Origin of the sequence: Amycolatopsis sp., assembly GCF_036008905.1 — a bacterium.
GTDB lineage: Bacteria > Actinomycetota > Actinomycetes > Mycobacteriales > Pseudonocardiaceae > Amycolatopsis.
Genome location: NZ_DASYMU010000177.1, coordinates 8816 through 27705 on the forward strand (window position 1 = coordinate 8816; position 18890 = coordinate 27705).

Consider the following 18890-nt stretch of genomic DNA (forward strand, 5'->3'; position numbering starts at 1 on the left):
GGGTCAGCTTCGGCTGAACTCGTCGTCGATGATCCCGAGCAGCTGATCGAGGGAAGCCGACTCGATGTCGTCCTTGGCGGGCTTGGCTTCGGCTGGGCGTTTCAGCCGTGACACCAGCTCTTCGAGGCGTCGCAGAACGGCGTCCTGCTCGGCGTCGTCGGATTTCAGTGCCGCTTCGAGCCGGTCCAGCTCCTCCAGCACCGACCCCGGCGGCCGTGCCCCGTCTTCGGGCAGCTGCGCCGAGAGGAATCCGGCGACGGCACCGGGGGTCGGGTAGTCGAAGACCAGGGTCGACGGCAACCGCAGCCCGGTGACGGCGTTGAGCTGGTTGCGCAGCTCGACCGAGGTCAGCGAATCGAAGCCCAGTTCGCGGAAGTCCCGGGTGGCGCCGATCGCCGCCACCGACGCGTGGCCGAGGACCGAAGCGACCTCTTGCCGTACGACCTCCAGCACGAACCGCGCGCGCTCGCCACCGCTGAGGGCCGCGACCTGCTGCGCCACGCTGGCCGGAGCCGCCGTGCGGGCGACTTCGCGACGCACCGCGGGGACGAGTCCCTGGAGGATTCGCGGTACCGCACGCTGGGTGCGAGTGTCCAGTTGCGCCGGGACGATCAGCGCGTCTTCGGAGCTGACAGCGAGGTCGAACAGCGCCAATCCCTGCCGGACGGCGAGCGGGGTGACACCATCGCGGTTCATCCGGGCCAGGTCGGCGTCGGAAAGGTCAGCGGTCATCCCGGATTCCTGCGCCCACGGTCCCCAGGCCAGCGATACGGCCGGGAGCCCCTGGTCCCGGCGATGGCGGGCCAGTCCGTCGAGGAAGGTGTTCGCGGCCGCGTAGCTGCCCTGCCCGGGGCTGCCCAGCACGCCCGCGATCGACGAGAACAGCACGAACCCGGCGAGGTTTTCGGTGGCTTCGTGGAGATTCCAGGCCGCGTCGACCTTGGGGCGCAAGACGGTCGCGAGCCGCTCGGGGGTGAGCGCGCCGAGCACGCCGTCATCGAGCACCCCGGCCGTGTGCACCACCGCCGTGAGCGGATGCGCGGCCGGGACAGCGGCGACGAGGTCACGCACGGCGTCGCTGTCGGCGACATCGCAGGCGACCACCGAGGCGTCCGCGCCCAGTTCGGCCAGGTCCGCGACCAGCTTCTCCGCGCCCGGTGCCTCCGGACCGGAGCGGCTGGCCAGCAACAGGTGGCGGACACCGTGGTCGGACACCAGGTGCCGCGCCAGCTGTCGGCCCAGTCCGCCGGTCCCGCCGGTGATCAGGACCGTGCCTTCCGGAGCCCAGCAGAGCGGCTGCGGGGTGGCCGTCTTGCGGACGAGCCGAGCGGCCGAAACCTCGTCGCCGCGGATCGTCAGTTCGGGCTCGTCCAGGGTCAGCGCCTTGGCCAGCGACGACGACGTGTCGAGGTCGACCAGGCCGAAGCGGCAGGGGTTTTCCGACTGCGCCACCCGCACGAGTCCTCGGACGGCTTCCGCCGCGAGATCCGTGCCGCGGGTGACGAACACCAGCCGTGACGCGGTGAAGCGCTCCTCGGTGATCCACTGCTGAGCCAGGTCAAGAGTGTTCGCGGTCAGGGCATGTGCCGAGTCGACCGGCTCGTTGTCGTCACCGGTGAGCGCGATCAGGACCACGTCCGGTACCTCGGCCGGAAGTGCGCTGAGCTCGGCGTATTCGCCCACAATGACGCCGGAAGCCCGCAGGCCGTCGGCGAGCGTGAACAGGTCCGCGCCCACGACCGCGGCGGAATCCAGCGCGGCGGCCGTCTCCACGGGTGTCCGTTCGAGACCGAACAAGCCGCGGGCGACGGTGTCGGTGTCACTGAGGTATTCTTCCGACAGGGCACGGGAAACGAACGAGGCGATAGTGGCGACCGGCGCTCCGGCGGGGTCGGTGATCGTGATCGACACGGTCTCCTCGCCTAGCGGCACGAGCCGTACCCGCAACGAGGAAGCGCCCGTGGCGTGCAGTGAAACGCCTTCCCACGAGAACGGGACCGCGCCGCTGCTGGTGCCGTCCGCGTTCGGGAGCAGCAAGGCGTGCAGGGCGGCGTCGAGCAGTGCTGGGTGCAGCCCGAACGCACTCGCGTCAGCGTCTTCGGGCAGGACGACTTCGGCGAAAATTTCGCCGCCGCGGCGCCACGCGGCTCGCAACCCTTGAAACGCGGGACCGTAGTCGAAGCCGAGGTCCAGGAACTGCTCGTAGCAGTCACGCACCTCTATCGGCTCGGCTCCGGCGGGCGGCCAGACGTCGTCGATCGTCGTGGTGGCGATCTCGGGAACCAGCGTGCCTGAGGCGTGCCGCGCCCACTCGGAGGAACTGTCCTGGCGGGAGTGGACCTGGATCGGGCGGCGCCCGGTCTCGTCCGGCGCTCCGACCGACACCTGCAGCTGGACGACGTCCCGCGCGGTCAGAATCAGCGGCGAAGCCAGGTTGAGCTCCTCGACCCGCGGGCAACCGACTTCGTCGCCGGCGCGGATCGCCAGCTCCACGAAAGCCGTGCCGGGCAGGAGAATCCGGCCCTGGACGACGTGATCGGCGAGCCATGGATGGGTTCGCACCGACAGGCGGCTGGAGAACACCACACCAGCGTCCCCGGCCAGCGTGACGGAACCGTCGAGCAGCGGATGTCCCACCGCGGTCAGCCCGGCGTGCGACGCGACTTCCGGCCAGAAACGCTGGTGCTGGAAGGCATAGGTCGGCAACTCGATCTGCCGCGCGCCCATCCCGGCGAAGAACTCGGCCCAGCCGACGCGCACGCCCGTGACGTGCAGTCCGGCGAGCGCGGTGACGATCGCAGCTTCCTCACCGCGGGCCTTGCGCAGCGCCGGGATGACCACGGCGTCGTCCGGGAGACTCTGCCGGGCCATCGCCGAGAGCACGCCGTCCGGGCCCAGTTCGAGGAAAGCGCCCACGCCAGCGTTTCGCAGCGCGGCGACACCGTCGGCGAAACGCACGGTTTCACTGACGTGCCGGACCCAGTAGCCGGGCGAGCAGAGGAGTTCGGCGTCGGCGAGCGCACCGGTCAGGTTCGACACCACCGGGATCTCCGGCGCGTGGAACTCCAGTCCTTCGGCCACCGCGCGGAATTCCGCGAGCATCGGCTCCATCAGCGGCGAGTGGAAGGCGTGGGACACCTTGAGGCGCTTGGTCCTGCGGCCCTGCGCGTCGAAAGCTTCAGCGATCGCGGTCACGGCGTCTTCGCGTCCCGAGATCACGACCGAGTCGGGACCGTTGACGGCGGCGATCGAGACGTCGGCCGTCAGCAACGGCAGGACTTCTTCTTCGGTGGCCTGCAAGGACACCATCGCGCCGCCCACCCGTCGCCCACCACCACCCTCAACGGAGTCGCTTCGCGACGCTCCCTTTGACCTCGGCAAGGCCTGCATCAAGCGAGCCCGCGCGACGACGAGCGTGCAGGCGTCCGCGAGGGAAAGCACCCCGGCGACGTGCGCGGCGGCGATCTCACCGATGGAGTGCCCCGCGACGAAACCGGGCGCGATGCCCCAGGACTCCGTGAGCCGGAACAGTGCCACCTCGATGGCGAACAGCGCGGGCTGCGCCCAGCCGGTCTCGTTGAGCAGTTCGGCGTCCTCGCCCCAGATCACCTCCCGGAGCGGTCGGTCCAGTCCGGCGTCCAGCAGCTCGGCCACGGCGTCGAACGCTGCCGCGAATGCGGGAAAGCGGGTGTGGAGTTCCTTGCCCATGCCCAAACGCTGTGAGCCCTGGCCCGAGAACAGCACCGCCACGGGGTTCGCCACAGCGGTACCGCGGGCGACCTCCAGCACGCCGTCGGCCCCGGCCAGCAATGCCGCCCGGTGCTCGAACACCGAACGCCCGGACACCAGCGAATAGCCGACGTCCACTGTGGACAAATCTCGAGTACGCTCGGCAAAGGACGTCAAGCGAGCTATTTGCGCCTGGAGGGCCGCTTCACACTTCGCCGACACGAGCCACGGCACGACCGCGGGCGACACCGAAGTCGCTGCCAAGTTCGCCTCGGCCGCGGGCTCTTCGATGACGATGTGCGCGTTGGTGCCGCTGATCCCGAACGACGAGACGGCCGCGCGTCGAGGAGTTTCACTCTGCCAAGGCGCGGGTTCCGCGAGCAGCTCGATCGCGCCGGCCGCCCAGTCCACCTGGGACGAGGGCGTGCCGAGGTTCAGTGTTCGCGGGAGTTCGCCGTGTCGCATCGCGAGGATCATCTTGATCACCCCGGCGACCCCGCCCGCGGCCTGCGCGTGCCCGAAGTTGGACTTGATCGAGCCCAGCCACAGCGGCCGTTCCCGGTCCTGGCCGTAGGTCGCGAGCAGCGCCTGTGCCTCGATCGGGTCGCCCAGCGCGGTTCCGGTGCCGTGGGCTTCCACAACGTCCACTTCGGACGGTGAGAGACCGGCACTGGCGAGCGCGGCCCGGATCACGCGCTGCTGAGAGGAGCCGTTCGGTGCGGTGAGACCGTTCGACGTGCCGTCGGAGTTGACCGCGCTGCCACGCAGGGTCGCAAGGACCTGGTGGCCGTTGCGGCGGGCGTCGGAAAGCCGTTCCAGCACGAGCATTCCGGCGCCTTCGGCCCAGCTGGTGCCGTCGGCGTCGTCGGAGAACGACTTGCACCGGCCGTCGGCCGCGAGCCCGCCCTGCTTGCTGAACTCGACGAACAGCGACGGCTCGGAGAGCACCGCGACCCCACCGGCCAGCGCGAGCGAGCACTCCCCCGACCTCAGCGCCTGCGCGGCCATGTGGAGCGCCACCAACGAGGACGAGCAAGCGGTGTCGACGGTCATCGAGGGGCCTTCGAGGCCCAGCGTGTAGGAGATCCGGCCCGACATCACGCTGCCGGTGTTTCCGGTCAGCACAAAGCCTTCCGAGCGGTTGGCCTCGGTCAGCAGCGTGGTGTAGTCGCTGCTCGACGCGCCGACGAACACGCCCGTGGGCGAACCGGTCAACGAATCCGGGGCGATGCCCGCGGCCTCGAAAGCCTCCCAGGAGACCTCCAGCAGGATCCGCTGCTGCGGGTCGGCGGCGACGGCCTCACGCGGGCTCATCCGGAAGAACTCGGCGTCGAAATCGGCCGCGTCGGGCAGGAATCCGCCCGAGCGGGTGGCCGAGGTGCCGGGACCGTCCGCGTCGTACAGCCGCTCCAGGTCCCAGCCGCGGTCCTCGGGAAAGCCGCCGATGGCGTCGCGACCGGTGGAAAGCAGGTCCCACAGTTCTTCGGGCGAGCTGACGTCGCCGGGGTATCGGCAGCTCATGCCGACGATGACGATCGGGTCACCGGTGATCACGCGTGCCGATCCGGTGGCGCTCCTGGCCACCGCGCCGGCTAGTTCACCGGCGAGATGGGCCGCCAGCGCTTGCGGTGTCGGGTAGCTGAACACGGTCGTGGAGGCCAACTTCAGCCCGGTCGCCGCGGTGAGGCGGTTGCGCAGTTCGACCGAGGTCAGCGAGTCGAAGCCGAACTCCCGGAACGCTCGGCCCATCTCGATCGCGCTGGCGGAGCCGTGGCCGAGCACAGCCGCGGCTTCGGTCTGGACAAGCTCGACGAGCGCGCGCTCACGGTCCACTTCGGACAGATCGGCCAGCTTGGCGGCCAACGAGTTCGAGCCGGCGGTTTCAGCGGCAGCGCGGCGTACCGGCGCCCGGACGAGTCCGCGGAACACGTGCGGCACGTCGCCGCGGTCCCGCAGTGCGCGGAGGTCGACTTCGGCGGGCACGATCACCGGGGCGACCGAGCCGAGCGCGGTGTCGAACAGCGCCAACGCCTTGTCCACGGACAGGACCGGCAGGCCTTCCCTGGCCATCCGAGCCAGATCCGCCGACGTCAGCTCCGAGGTCATCCCGCTTTCAGGTGCCCAGGCACCCCAGGCGAGCGCCGTCGCGGGCAGTCCCTGATCCCGGCGGTGCCGCGCGAGGGCGTCCAATCCGGCGTTCGCGGCGGCGTAGTTGCCCTGACCGGCGCTGCCGAGGACACCGGCGATCGAGGAAAACAGGACAAACGCGGCGAGGTCTCGTCCGGCGGTGAGTTCGTGCAGGTGCCAAGCGGCGTCGAGCTTCGGGGCGAAGATCTTGTCGACGCTCTCGGGCGTGATCGAACCCAGCACGCGGTCGTCGACGACACCGGCGGCATGGATCACCGCGGTCAGCGCGTGCTCGGCCGGGACGGTGGCCAGCAGGTTCGCGATCGAGGTCCGGTCGGCGACGTCGCAGGCGATGACCGAGACGTTCGCGCCCAGTTCACCGAGTTCCCTGACGAGCTTGTCGGCGCCTTCGGCGGTGGGTCCTCGCCTGCTGGCGAGCACGAGGTGCCGGACAGCCCTTTCGGTCACCAGATGCCGGGCGAGCAGCCCGCCCAGGCCGCCAGTGCCGCCGGTGATCAGGACGGTGCCTTCGGGGTCCCAGGCGCGCGGCGCGGTCAGCACGATCTTGCCGATGTGCTTGGCCTGGCTCATGAACCGGAACGCTTCCGGTGCGCGCCGGACGTCCCAGGTCTTCACCGGGAGCGGCGCCAGGACGTCGGCGGCGAACAGGTCGAGCAGCTCGGCCAGCATCTCCTTGGTGCGGTCCGGACCCGCGTCCACCACGTCGAACGCGTGGTAGGCGACGTCCACGTGCTCGCGGATGTCGGTCTTGCCCATCTCCAGGAAACGGCCGCCCGGAGCCAAAAGCCGCAGCGACGCGTCGACGAACTCACCCGCGAGCGAGTTCAGCACGACGTCGACCCCGCGGCCGCCGGTGACCTTGAGGAAACGTGCCTCGAAGTCGGTGGTCCGGGAGGACGCGATGTGGTCCTCGGCGATGCCGAGCGCGCGGAGCGTGTCCTGCTTGCTCTCGCTCGCCGTCGCGAAGACCTCGGCGCCGAAGTGGCGGGCGAGCTGGATCGCGGCCATGCCCACCCCGCCGGTCCCGGCGTGCACCAGGATCGACTCACCGCGCCGGAGTCCGGCAAGGTCCTTCAAGCCGAAGTACGCGGTCAGGAAGACGAGCGGCACGGACGCCGCGTCCTGATCGGACCACGATGCGGGGATATGCGTCAGGTAGCGCTCGTCGGCGACCGAGATCGGGCCGAAACCGCCGTCGACCATGCCCATGATCCGGTCGCCCACGCGGAGATCACGCACGTCCGGACCGGTTTCGACGACCACACCGGCGGCTTCGGCACCGAGCGGACCAGCTTCACCGGGATACATGCCGAGCGCGTTGAGCACGTCCCGGAAGTTCACCCCAGCCGCGGAGATGCGTAGCCGCACCTCACGACCGGTGAGCGGGGCGGCGGCGCTCGCGGAAGGCAGCAACGCCAAGTCGTCCAGGCTGCCGCGCCGCGCGCTGTCGAGCCGCCACGCGGTTTCCCCACTCGGCGGCACCAAACCGGCCTCGGAAACGTCGGCGAGCCGTGCCAGGCGTGCGACGCGGATCGAGCCGTCGCGGATCACGGCTTCGGGCTCGTCCGACGCGAGCACTCCCGCCAGCACGGCGGGTTCGTCGAGGTCGACCAGGGCGAACCGGCCAGGGTTCTCGGCCTGAGCTGTCCGGATCAAGCCCCAGATCGGGGCCGCGGCCGTGTCCATGATCGCCTCGCCGGTCGCGGAGGTCGCACCGCGGGTGACGACGATCAGGCGTGAGGCGTCGAATCGGCTGTCCGCCAGCCATTCCTGCACGGTGGTGAGCGTGTCCAGCAGGAGAGTGCGGTGGTGTTCCCCGGTGACGCTGAGCAGGACCACGTCCGGCACTTCGGCGGGCAGCGACGCCGTGTCCGCGTAGGTGTCGACCTGCGTGCCGGAAGCCCGCAACGCCTCGGCGAGGCCGAAGGTGTCTTCGCCCAGCACAGCCGCGGAGTCCAGCGCACTGACCTCGGTGGTCATCGGTGTCCAGGACAGTCCGAAAAGGACGTTGTCGTCCACGGCTCGTTCTGCCGACAGGGCACGGGAAACGAGCGATTCGATCGTGGCGACCGCGCCACCGGCGGAGTCGGTGATCGTGATCGACACCGTCTCCTCGCCCAACTGCACCAGCCGCACTCGCACCGACGAAGCGCCGGTGGCGTACAGCGAAACGCCTTCCCACGAGAACGGGACCGCGCTGCTGCCGGTCTTGCCGTCTTCGGGGAGCAGCAGCGCGTGCAGCGCGGCGTCGAACAGCGCCGGGTGCAAGCCGAACTCGCTCGCGTCGTCGGCATCGGGGAGCTGAACCTCGGCGAACACCTCGTCGTCGCGGCGCCAAGCCGCGCGCAAGCCTTGGAACGCCGGGCCGTACTCGAAACCGAGGTCGGTGAACTGCTCGTAGCAATCGCTGATGTCGATCGACTCGGCACCGGCCGGTGGCCAGGTCGGGTCCGCGAGTGGAGCCGCGGGAGCGTCCGGAGCGAGACTGCCCGCCGCGTGCTGCGTCCACGAACCGTCGGGCTGACCGTCCGGCCGCGAGTGGATCTGGATGGTGCGACGGCCGGTCTCCTCCGGCGCACCCACCGAAATCCGGACTTGCACCGCTCCCTGGGCGGACAGGACCAGCGACGAACCGAGCGTCAGTTCCTCGACCCGCGCACAGCCCACTTCGTCACCGACACGGATCGCCAGCTCGGCGAAAGCCGTACCGGGCAACAGGATCTGGTCCTGGACGACGTGCTCGGCGAGCCAAGGGTGCGAACGCACCGACAGCCGGCTGGTGAACACCACGCTGTCGTCAGCCAACGTGACAAAACCTTCGAGCAGCGGATGCGCCACCGGGGACAGGCCGACCGAGGCGGCGTCCACGGGCACGATCGCCTTGGGCGTCGGCCAGTGCCGCTCACGTTTGAACGGATACGTCGGCAGGCTGACGTTCGAGATCGCTCCGGCGAACAACGACGTCCAGTCGATCCGCACGCCCACGACGTGCAGTCCGGCCAGCGCGGTCACCCAGGAGGATTCTTCGCCGCGTCCCTTGCGGAGTGCGGGAATCACGGTCACGTCGGGGGAATCGAGTGCCTCGAGTGCCATGGCGGCGAGCACTCCGCCGGGTCCGAGTTCGAGGATCGTGTCCGAGCCTTCGGAAACCAGTGTGCGCAGGCCGTCGGCGAACCGGACGGTCTCCCGCACGTGCCGCACCCAGTACTCCGGCGAACACAGTTCCTCGGCCGTGGCCACCTCGCCGGTCACGTTCGACACGACTGGGATCCGCGGTGTCTCGAAGGACAGGCTCTCGATCGTGCGGGCGAACTCGGCCAGCATCGGGTCCATCAACGACGAGTGGAACGCATGGGAGACCGCGAGCCGCTTCGTCTTGTGTCCCGCGCTTTCCAGCTGCTGGGCGATTTCCAGCACGGCATCTTCGGCACCGGCGAGTACCACGGCCTCGGGGCCGTTCACCGCGGCGATCGACACCTCGGCCGTCAGGAAGCCGCGAACCTCAGCCTCGGTAGCCCGCACCGAAACCATAGCGCCGCCAGTGGGGAGTGCCTGCATGAGCCGAGCGCGGGCCGTCACCAGTGTGCAGGCGTCGGCCAGTGACAGAACACCGGCGACGTGGGCAGCGGCGATCTCGCCGATCGAGTGCCCGGCGACCCGGGAAGCCTTGACCCCGAACGATTCGGCCAGCCGGAACAGCGCCACCTCGACCGCGAACAACGCGGGCTGGGTGAACCCGGTCTGGGCCAAGGCCTCGGCGTCCGTGCCCCAGACGACGTCACGCAGCGGGGTGTCGAGGTGCCGGTCCAGTCCGGCGGCGACGGCGTCGAACGCGTCGGCGAACACCGGGTACCGCTCGTAGAGGTCACGTCCCATGCCGAGCCGCTGGCTGCCCTGGCCGGAGAACACCACGGCGAGCGAACGATCCCCGGCGCGGCCGGTGACCACGGGTGCGCCGCCGGTCACCACTACCGCCCGGTGCTCGAACAGCGCGCGACCGGTCACCAGCGAACGGCCTATATCGGCCGCCGGGATCTCGGGGTTCAGTTCCGCGAACGTCTTGAGCCGCTGGATCTGTTCGGCCAGCGCGGTTTCCGACCTCGCCGACAGCGGCCACGGAACCACACCCGTCGACGCGGTACGCTGCGCCGCTTTGGGCGGCTGCTCGATGATCACGTGCGCGTTGGTGCCGCTGAGCCCGAACGACGACACCCCGGCGCGACGCGGACGGCCAGCTTCGGGCCAGGGCGTCCGCTCGGTCAGCAGTGACACCGCGCCGGAAGTCCAGTCCACATGCGACGAAGGCTCGCCGACGTGCAGTGTCTCCGGCAGCACTTCGTGGCGCATTGCCATGATCATCTTGATCACACCCGCGACGCCGGCCGCGGCCTGCGTGTGGCCCATGTTCGACTTGATCCCGCCGAGCCATACCGGGACGTCGCGGTCCTGACCATAGGTCGCGAGGATCGCCTGAGCCTCGATCGGGTCACCCAGCACCGTGCCGGTGCCGTGCGCCTCGACGACGTCGATGTCCGAAGTGGACAGACCGGCGCCGGCCAAAGCCGTGCGGATCACCCGCTGCTGCGAGGAGCCGTTCGGTGCGGTCAACCCGTTCGACGCACCATCGGAGTTGACCGCGCTGCCACGCAGGGTCGCCAAAACCTGGTGGCCGTTGCGACGCGCGTCGGAAAGCCGTTCCAGCACCAGCATTCCGGCGCCTTCGGCCCAGCTCGTGCCGTCGGCGTCGTCGGAGAACGACTTGCAGCGGCCGTCCGCGGCGAGTCCGCCCTGCTCGGTGAACTGGATGAACACCGAAGGCTCGGCCACGATGGTGATCCCACCGGCCAGCGCGAGTGAGCATTCGCCGGACCGAAGTGCTTGCGCGGCCATGTGCATGGCGACGAGCGAGGACGAGCAGACGGTGTCGACGGTCATCGACGGGCCTTCGAGCCCGAAGGTGTAGGAGATCCGGCCCGACATGACGCTGGACATGTTGCCGGTCATGACAAAACCATCGGAATGGTAGGCCTCTGACAACAGCAACGAGTAGTCGCAATTGGACGCGCCGACGAACACTCCGGTGTCCGACCCGCTCAAGGAATCCGGGGCGATGCCCGCGGCTTCGAAGGCCTCCCAGGAGGTCTCCAGCAGGATCCGTTGCTGCGGGTCGGCGGCGACGGCCTCACGCGGGCTCATCCGGAAGAACTCGGCGTCGAACTCGGTGACCCCGCTGAGGAAACCGCCCAGCTGCGTGCTCGACGTGCCCGGCCGCAAGCCTTCGGGGTCGTACAGGTTTTCGAGGTCCCAGCCGCGGTCCTCGGGGAAGGTGCCGATGACGTCGCGGCCGGAGGCGACGACGTCCCACAGGTCGTCGGGTGTGCGCACGTTGCCGGGGTAGCGGCAGCTCATGCCGACGATGACGATCGGGTCGCCGGTGATCACCCTGGCCGGTCCGGTCTTGGCGGGACCGTCGGCGCCCAGCAGCTCGGTGGCAAGGTGTGCCGCCAGCGCCTGGGGCGTCGGGTGGCTGAAAACCATGGTGGAGGCCAGCTTGAGGCCAGTGACGGTCGCCAGCCGGTTACGCAGTTCGACCGAGGTCAGTGAATCGAAGCCGAACTCGCGGAACGCTCGGCCGGTCTCGATCGCGCTCGCGAAGCCGTGGCCCAGCACGGCCGCGGCCTCGGTCCGGATCATGTCGAGCAGCGTGCGGGTCCGGTCCTCTTCGGACAGGTCGCGGAGAAGCAGCGCGAGGGACGCCGAGCCGGGGCCATTCGACGCGGCCGAGCGGCGAACCGGGGCCCGCACGAGTCCGCGGAAGACGTGCGGCACCGCGCCGCGTTCCCGTATCGCGCGGAGGTCGACGACGGCGGGCACGATCACCGGAGCGGACGAGCCGAGCGCGGAATCGAACAGGGCCAGCGCCTGTTCCGCGGTTAGCGCGGGAAGTCCTTCCCTGGCCATGCGGCCAAGGTCGACGTCGGTCAGCGCGGCGGTCATCCCCGCGGCCGAAGCCCAGGCGCCCCAAGCCAGTGCCGTCGCCGGCAGGCCGAGGTCGTGGCGGTGCTGCGCGAGGGCGTCGAGGCCGGCGTTCGCGGCGGAGTAGTTGCCCTGCCCGGCGCTGCCCAGGACCCCGGCGATCGACGAGAACAGCACGAACGCGGCGAGGTCGTGGTCGGCGGTGAGCTCGTGGAGGTGCCAGGCGGCGTCGAGCTTCGGCGCGAGGACGGTGTCGAGGCTTTCCGGGGTGATGGAATCGAGCACGCCGTCGTCGAGCACGCCCGCGGCATGGATCACGGCCGTCAGTGACGGAATGGTGGACAGCAGTTCGGCGACAGCGTCACGGTCGGCGACATCGCAGGCGACGACTTCGGCCCGAGCGCCCAGCTCACCGAGTTCGGCGACGAGTTCCTGCGCGCTCTCGGCCGTGGGGCCGCGCCTGCTGGCGAGGACGAGGTGCCGCACGTCCCGCTCGGTCACCAGGTGCCGGGCGAGCAGTCCGCCCAGGCCACCGGTACCGCCGCTGATGAGGACGGTGCCTTCGGGATCCCAGGCCGTTTCGGCGTCCTGTTGGTCGGCGAGCTTCGCCAGCCGGGCGACGCGGACAGCGCCGTCACGCACCACGGCTTGTGGTTCGTCGGTCGCGAGCAGTGCGGCGATGACCGCGGTGGAGGCGTCTTCGGCGTCGAGGTCGAGCAGGACGAGTCGGCCCGGGTTCTCCGCTTGGGCGGTGCGGATCAAGCCCCAGACGGTCGCCGCGGCCGGGTCGGTGATCAGCTCATGGTCATTCGCCGCGATCGCGCCGCGGGTGACCACGACCAGGCGGGTGGCGTCGAATCTGTCGTCCACCAGCCACTCTCGCACGGTCGCAAGAGTGCTGGTGAGCAAAGCGCGGTCTGTCTGGCCACCGACCGGCAGGAGGACGGTCGACGCTGTCGCCGTGGCGAGATCCTGATGGCTGTCCACGGAATTCGCGGCGCGGCGGAGGCTGTCCGCCAAGCCTCCGGTGTCCTCGCCGAGGACAGTGAAGGAGCCCTGCGCTGCGGCGCCGACTGCCAGCGGCGCCCATTCCAGGCTCCAGAGGTGAGTGTCGTCCCGGTCGCCGGCCACGGCTGCCGGGCGCGTCACCAGCGATTCCGTCGAGAACACCGGGGTACCGGCCGGGTCGGTGGCGAGGAGGCGCACCGCGTCCGGTCCGGCGGCGCTCACATGGACCCGCAGTGCCGAAGCGTTCGTGGCGTGCAGGACGACGTCGGTCCAGGAGAAGGGGACGGCGGTTTTCCCCGAGGTGTCGGCGAGTGCCGGTGCGTGCAGGGCCGCGTCGAGCAGCGCCGGGTGCAGTCCGAACTCCGCCGCGTCGATGCCTTCGGGCAGGCTGACTTCGGCGAAGACGTCTTCACCTCGTCGCCAGGCCGCGGTCAGGCCGTGGAACGCCGGCCCGTACTCGAATCCTGCGGTGGTGAGCCGGTCGTAGAAGCCGTCGAGGTCGACGGCGGTCGCTCCGGCGGGGGGCCAGGCGCTCTCGAACCCGAACGTCGTGACACCATCGGTGAGCACGCCGGTGGCGTGGCGCGTCCAGCTGCCGTCGGAGCCGTCCTGGCTGGCGTGGATGGTGACGGTCCTGGTCGCGTTGTCGTCGGCGGCACCGACCGCGACCTGCAGTTGCATGACGTCGTGCTCACCGAGGACGAGCGGGGCTTCCAGGACGAGCTCGGACACCCGGTCGCAGCCGACCTCGTCGGCCGCCCGGATCGCCAGCTCCAGCAATGCGGTGCCCGGGACAAGCACCCGGCCGAGGATCCGGTGATCGGCCAGCCACGGATGCGTGCGCAGGGAAACCCGGCCGGTGAACACGGTTTCGCCGCTCCCGGCCAGGCCGAAAGCGGTGTCGAGAACGGGATGGTCCAAAGTGGACCCTGGCGTGCCGGAACCGCTGCCCAGCCAGAACCGCTCGCGCTGGAAGGCGTAGGTGGGCAGGTCGACGCGGCGGGCACCATGACCGGCGAAGAACAGCGACCAGTCCGGACCGGCGCCGCGGACGTGCAGGACCGCCAGCGTGGCGACAAGCGAATCGGCTTCGTCCTGATCGAAGCGCAGAGCCGGAGCCGCGAACGCGTCCTCGGTCAAAGCGGCGGCGACAAGACCGGAAAGTACCGCACCGGCGCCGAGTTCCAGGACCGAAGTCACGCCCTCATCGCGCAAAGTCGTGATCGCGTCGGCGAACCGGACGGGCTCGTGGACCTGGCGCACCCAGTACTCCGGTGCGCCGAACTCCTGCTCGGAGGTCAGCGCGCCGGTCACAGTGGAGACGATCGGCAGCTTCGCCTTGCGGTAGTTGAGAACGTCGGCGACCCAGCGCAGCTCGTCGAGTGCGGGTTCCATCAGCGAGGAGTGGAAGGCGTGACTCACTTTGAGCGGGGTGCACTTGATCCCTTGCGCGGTCAGCTCCCCCGCGAGTTCCAGGACGCCGGCCTCAGGTCCGGAAAGGACGACGGCTTCCGGGCCGTTGACCGCGGCGACGCAGACGTCCGCCGACAACAGTTCGCGGACGTGGTCCTCGGTCGTGCGCACGGCGACCATCGCGCCACCGGCGGGAAGCGCCTGCATGAGCCGGCCGCGGTGGGCGGCGAACGCGGAAGCGTCGGCCAGCGACCAGATCCCGGCGACGTGGGCCGCGGCGACCTCGCCGATCGAGTGGCCGGTGACGACGTCCGGGCGCAGTCCCCACGACTCCAGGAGACGGAACAGCGCGGTCTGGAAGGCGAACAGGGCGGGCTGGGTGTATGCGGTCTGGTCGAGCAGGTCCGCTTCCGGCGAGTCCGGTTCGGCGAACATCACGGACTTCAGCGGGCGGTCGAGGTGCAGGTCCAGTTCGGCGCACACGGCGTCGAAAGCCTTGGCGAACACGGGGAACCGCGCGTGCAGCTGCCGGCCCATGCCGAGGCGCTGTGCACCCTGTCCGGGGAAGACGAAGGCGAGCCGTCCATGTTGGACGGCTCCGCTGTGGACATCGACGTGCTTCACGCCTGCCGCCAACGCGTCCAGGCCGCCGGGGCCGCCACCGACGACGACCGCGCGGTGGTGCAGAGCGGCGCGAGTGGTGGCCGCGGAGAACGCGATGTCGAGCGGGCGCGCACCGGACGCGACGACGTCGCGCAGTCGGACGGCCTGTGCCCGCAACGCTTCGGGACTGCGGGCGGACAGCACGAGCGGCGCCGGGACATCGGAAGCAGGCTCAGCGGCGGTCTCTTCGAGCGCGGGCGCCTGCTCCAGGATCACATGAACGTTGGTCCCGCTGAAGCCGAACGAGGACACCGCGCAGCGCCGTGGCTCACCGCGGTCCGGCCAGTCCTGTTGCTCGGTCAGAAGTCTGAGCTTTCCGCCTGCCCAGTCGATATGCGGGGTCGCCGGTTCGGCGTGCAGGGTGCGGGGCAGCACGCCCGCGCCCAGTGCGGAGATCATCTTGATGATCCCGACCACCCCGGCCGCGGCCTGGGTGTGCCCGATGTTCGACTTGACCGAGCCCAGCAGCAGCGGACGGCCGATGTCGCGGCCAGGGCCGTAAGTCGCTTGGAGGGCGGCGCCTTCGATCGGGTCACCGAGTGGCGTGCCGGTTCCGTGTGCTTCGACAGCGTCCACATCGGACGCCTGCAAACCGGCGTCGGCCAGCGCCTGCCGGATGACCCGCTGCTGGGCGACACCGTTCGGGGCGGTCAGCCCGGCGCTGGTGCCATCGGAGTTCACCGCGGAGCCGCGGAGTACCGCCAGAACGCGGTGGCCACGGGCCCGTGCCGTGGAAAGGTGTTCCACCAGCACCATTCCGACGCCTTCACTCCACCCCGTGCCGTCGGCGTCCGCGCCGAAAGCCTTGCACCGGCCGTCGGCGGACAGACCGCGGACACGGCTGAACGCCATGAACGAACCGGGGGTGGCCATCACCGCGACACCGCCGACGAGCGCTTGGTCGCACTCGCCCCGGCGCAGGGACTGCGCGGCGACGTGCAGCGCGACAAGCGACGCGGAGCACGCGGTGTCGATCGTGAGGGCGGGGCCGTGCAGGCCCAGTTCGTAGGCGATCCGGCCGGACGCGACGCTGCCGGCGGTGCCGGTGATCAGGTGGCCTTCGACGCCGTCACGGGCGTCCTGCAGGCCGGGGCCGTACTCGTGGTTCTCGGCGCCGATGAACACGCCCGTCGAGCTTCCGCGCACCGACAGCGGGTCGATGCCCGCACGTTCGAGCACCTCCCACGCGGTTTCCAGCAGAAGCCGCTGCTGCGGGTCCATCGCCTGGGCCTCGCGCGGGGAGATGCCGAAGAACTCCGCGTCGAATTCGGTGGCGCCGTCGAGGAAACCGCCGGAGCGCGAGTACGTCTTGCCGGCCCGATCGGGGTCGGGGTCGTAGGAGTCTTCGACGTCCCAGCCGCGGTCTTCGGGGAACGAGCCGATGAGGTCCTTGCCGTCGAGAAGGGCTTGCCAGAGTTCGTCGGGTGACGTGATTCCGCCGGGCAGGCGGCACGCCGTCCCGACGATCACGATGGGATCGGCGGCGTCCGAGGCGACGACACCGCTCATCCCTTCGGCCTGTTCTTCTCCGGACAACCGCACGGCCAGGCTCTCCGCAAGCGCTTGCACGGTGGGATGGTCGTAGACCTCGGTCAGTGGCAGGGAGATGCCGAGTTCGGCCTGCAGCCGCCGGTGCAGTTCGACGGCGGCCAGGGAGTTGAGCCCCAGTTCGGCGAACCGGCGGAGCGGATCGTCCACTTCGGACCGGGTGACACCCAGCGCGGTGGAGACCTGCCGCTGGACCAGGTCGACGAGCTTGCGGACGACCTCGCCGGGCGTACCGGTCAGCACCGGCACACCGGACGGTCCGGAGGCAGCGGAAAGCTCGCCTTCGACCGAAGACACGTTGCAGGCTTCGCTCGTCATGACGCCGCGCCACCACCCTTAAGACCGCAGGATCGAACAGGACTTCGCCACTGAATCGTAGGAGCGGGAGCGCTGTACTTTCCCTTAGAGGATCAGCCGATTTCGCGCTGCGGACGGCATCGGCGGCCGGGTTCTCTGGTGTTTTCCCGCGATCATCTCGTGCAGGCTGTGAAGCAGCAGGCCTGGCGACCTCGAACGCCGGCCCACCCCATGGAACGGGATTCCCCGGTCACGGTGAAGTAGCCCGCTGGCCACGTTTTCGTCGGAGAGGTAACCGATATGACGTTGGCAGCGCCAGACCCCATGACCATGTTCGGCCCGGACTTCCCGTTCGCCTACGACGACTGGGTCCGGCATCCCGCCGGACTCGGCCAGCTGCCCAAGCACCGCCTCGGCACACCCGTGGCTGTCGTCGGCGGCGGGATCTCCGGTCTCGTCGCCGCCTACGAGCTCATGAAACTCGGCCTGCACCCAGTGCTCTACGAAGCCGGTGAGCTGGGCGGGCGGATGCGGTCGATCGCCTTCGCCGATCATCCGGACTCGGTCGCGGAGCTGGGCGCGATGCGTTTTCCGCCGTCGGCGAGCACGTTGTTCCACTATATCGGCGAACTCGGGCTGCGGACACGGCCCTTCCCCAATCCACTGGCGGCCTGCACGCCGAGTACGGTGATCGATCTCGGCGGCGTGGTCCACCATGTCCGGACCGCGGAGGAACTGCCGACCGTTTACCAGGAAGTCGCCGACGCGTGGGACAAGGCCCTGCAGGACCGCGCGGAGCTGTCGTCGATGGAGGACGCGATCCGGCGCCGCGATGTCGGCGTGATCAAGTCGATCTGGAACCGCCTGGTGACCGAAATGGACGATCAGTCGTTTTACGGTTTCCTCGCCGGTTCCTCGGCTTTCGAGTCGTTCCGGACCCGGGAGATCTTCGGGCAGGTCGGCTTCGGCACCGGTGGCTGGGACACCGACTTCCCGAACTCGATCCTGGAGATCCTGCGGGTCATCTACACCCACGCGGACGACGATCAGGTCAGCATCGTCGGCGGCTCGCAGAAGGTCCCCAGTGGCCTGTGGACGCACGAACCGGAGAACCTCGTCCACTGGCCCGCCGGAACTTCCCTGGCCTCACTCAACTCCGGCGCCCCGCGCCCCTCGGTGACGAAGATGAGACGCCGCGCGGACGGGATCGCCATCGAGGACAGCACGGGCACCAGACTCCAGTTCCCCGCGACCGTGTTCACCCCGCACGTCTGGACGCTGCTCAGCCAGATCGACTGCTCGCCCGAACTCCTGAGCACGCAGGAGTGGACAGCGGTCGAGCGCACGCACTACATGAACTCCTCCAAGCTGTTCGTCCTCACCGACCGGCCCTTCTGGCGGGACACCGATCCGCGCACCGGCCACGACGTGATGGGCATGACGCTCACCGACCGCTCCCCGCGCGGGGTCTACCTGTTCGACGACGGACCGGACCAGCCGGGCGTGATGTGCCTGTCCTACACCTGGAACGACGACTCGTCGAAACTGCTCACCCTCGACGATTCCCAGCGGGTGGCCGTCCTTTTGCGACGGTTGGAAGCCATTTACCCCGGCGTGGACATCGCTTCGCACATCATCGGCGAGCCGATCAGCATCACCTGGGAGCGCGAGCCGAACTTCATGGGCGCCTTCCGCGCGAACCTGCCCGGCCACTACCGCTACCAGCGGCGGCTGTTCACCCACTTCATGCAGGACCGGCTGCCCGCCGACAAGCGGGGCCTGTTCCTCGCGGGCGACGACATCTCCTGGACGGCCGGCTGGGCCGAGGGCGCCGTACAGACCGCGCTCAACGCGGTGTGGGGCGTCATGCACCAGTTCGGCGGGGCGAGTGACCCGACCAACCCGGGCCCCGGCGACGTCTTCGACGAGATCGCTCCGGTGGAGCTTCCGGAGGACTGAACGGAGCGAGCCGGAGGGCCGGACACGTACGCGGGCGTCAGCGGCACGGGGTGAGCAGGAAGCGCACCACCAGCCCGGCGCCCGCGTCGGTCTGCTGCCGGAACTCCTCGGCCGACGACGGGAATCCGCGCAGCCGCCAGAGCACCCGG

2 protein-coding genes are annotated in these 18890 nt (G+C 69.8%); one reads left to right on the plus strand and one right to left on the minus strand.

Annotated features, from left to right (window positions below):
* Positions 1-3 precede the first annotated feature (3 nt).
* Positions 4-16803, minus strand: a complete 16800-nt coding sequence (locus VGP60_RS30040) for an SDR family NAD(P)-dependent oxidoreductase (protein WP_327551506.1) — start codon at positions 16801-16803, stop codon at positions 4-6.
* 279 nt (positions 16804-17082) lie between these two features.
* Between VGP60_RS30040 and VGP60_RS30045 the strand changes: the two genes are divergently transcribed.
* Positions 17083-18741, plus strand: coding sequence for an NAD(P)/FAD-dependent oxidoreductase (locus VGP60_RS30045; protein ID WP_327551507.1), 1659 nt, complete (start codon positions 17083-17085; stop codon positions 18739-18741).
* The last annotated feature ends 149 nt before the right edge of the window (positions 18742-18890 follow it).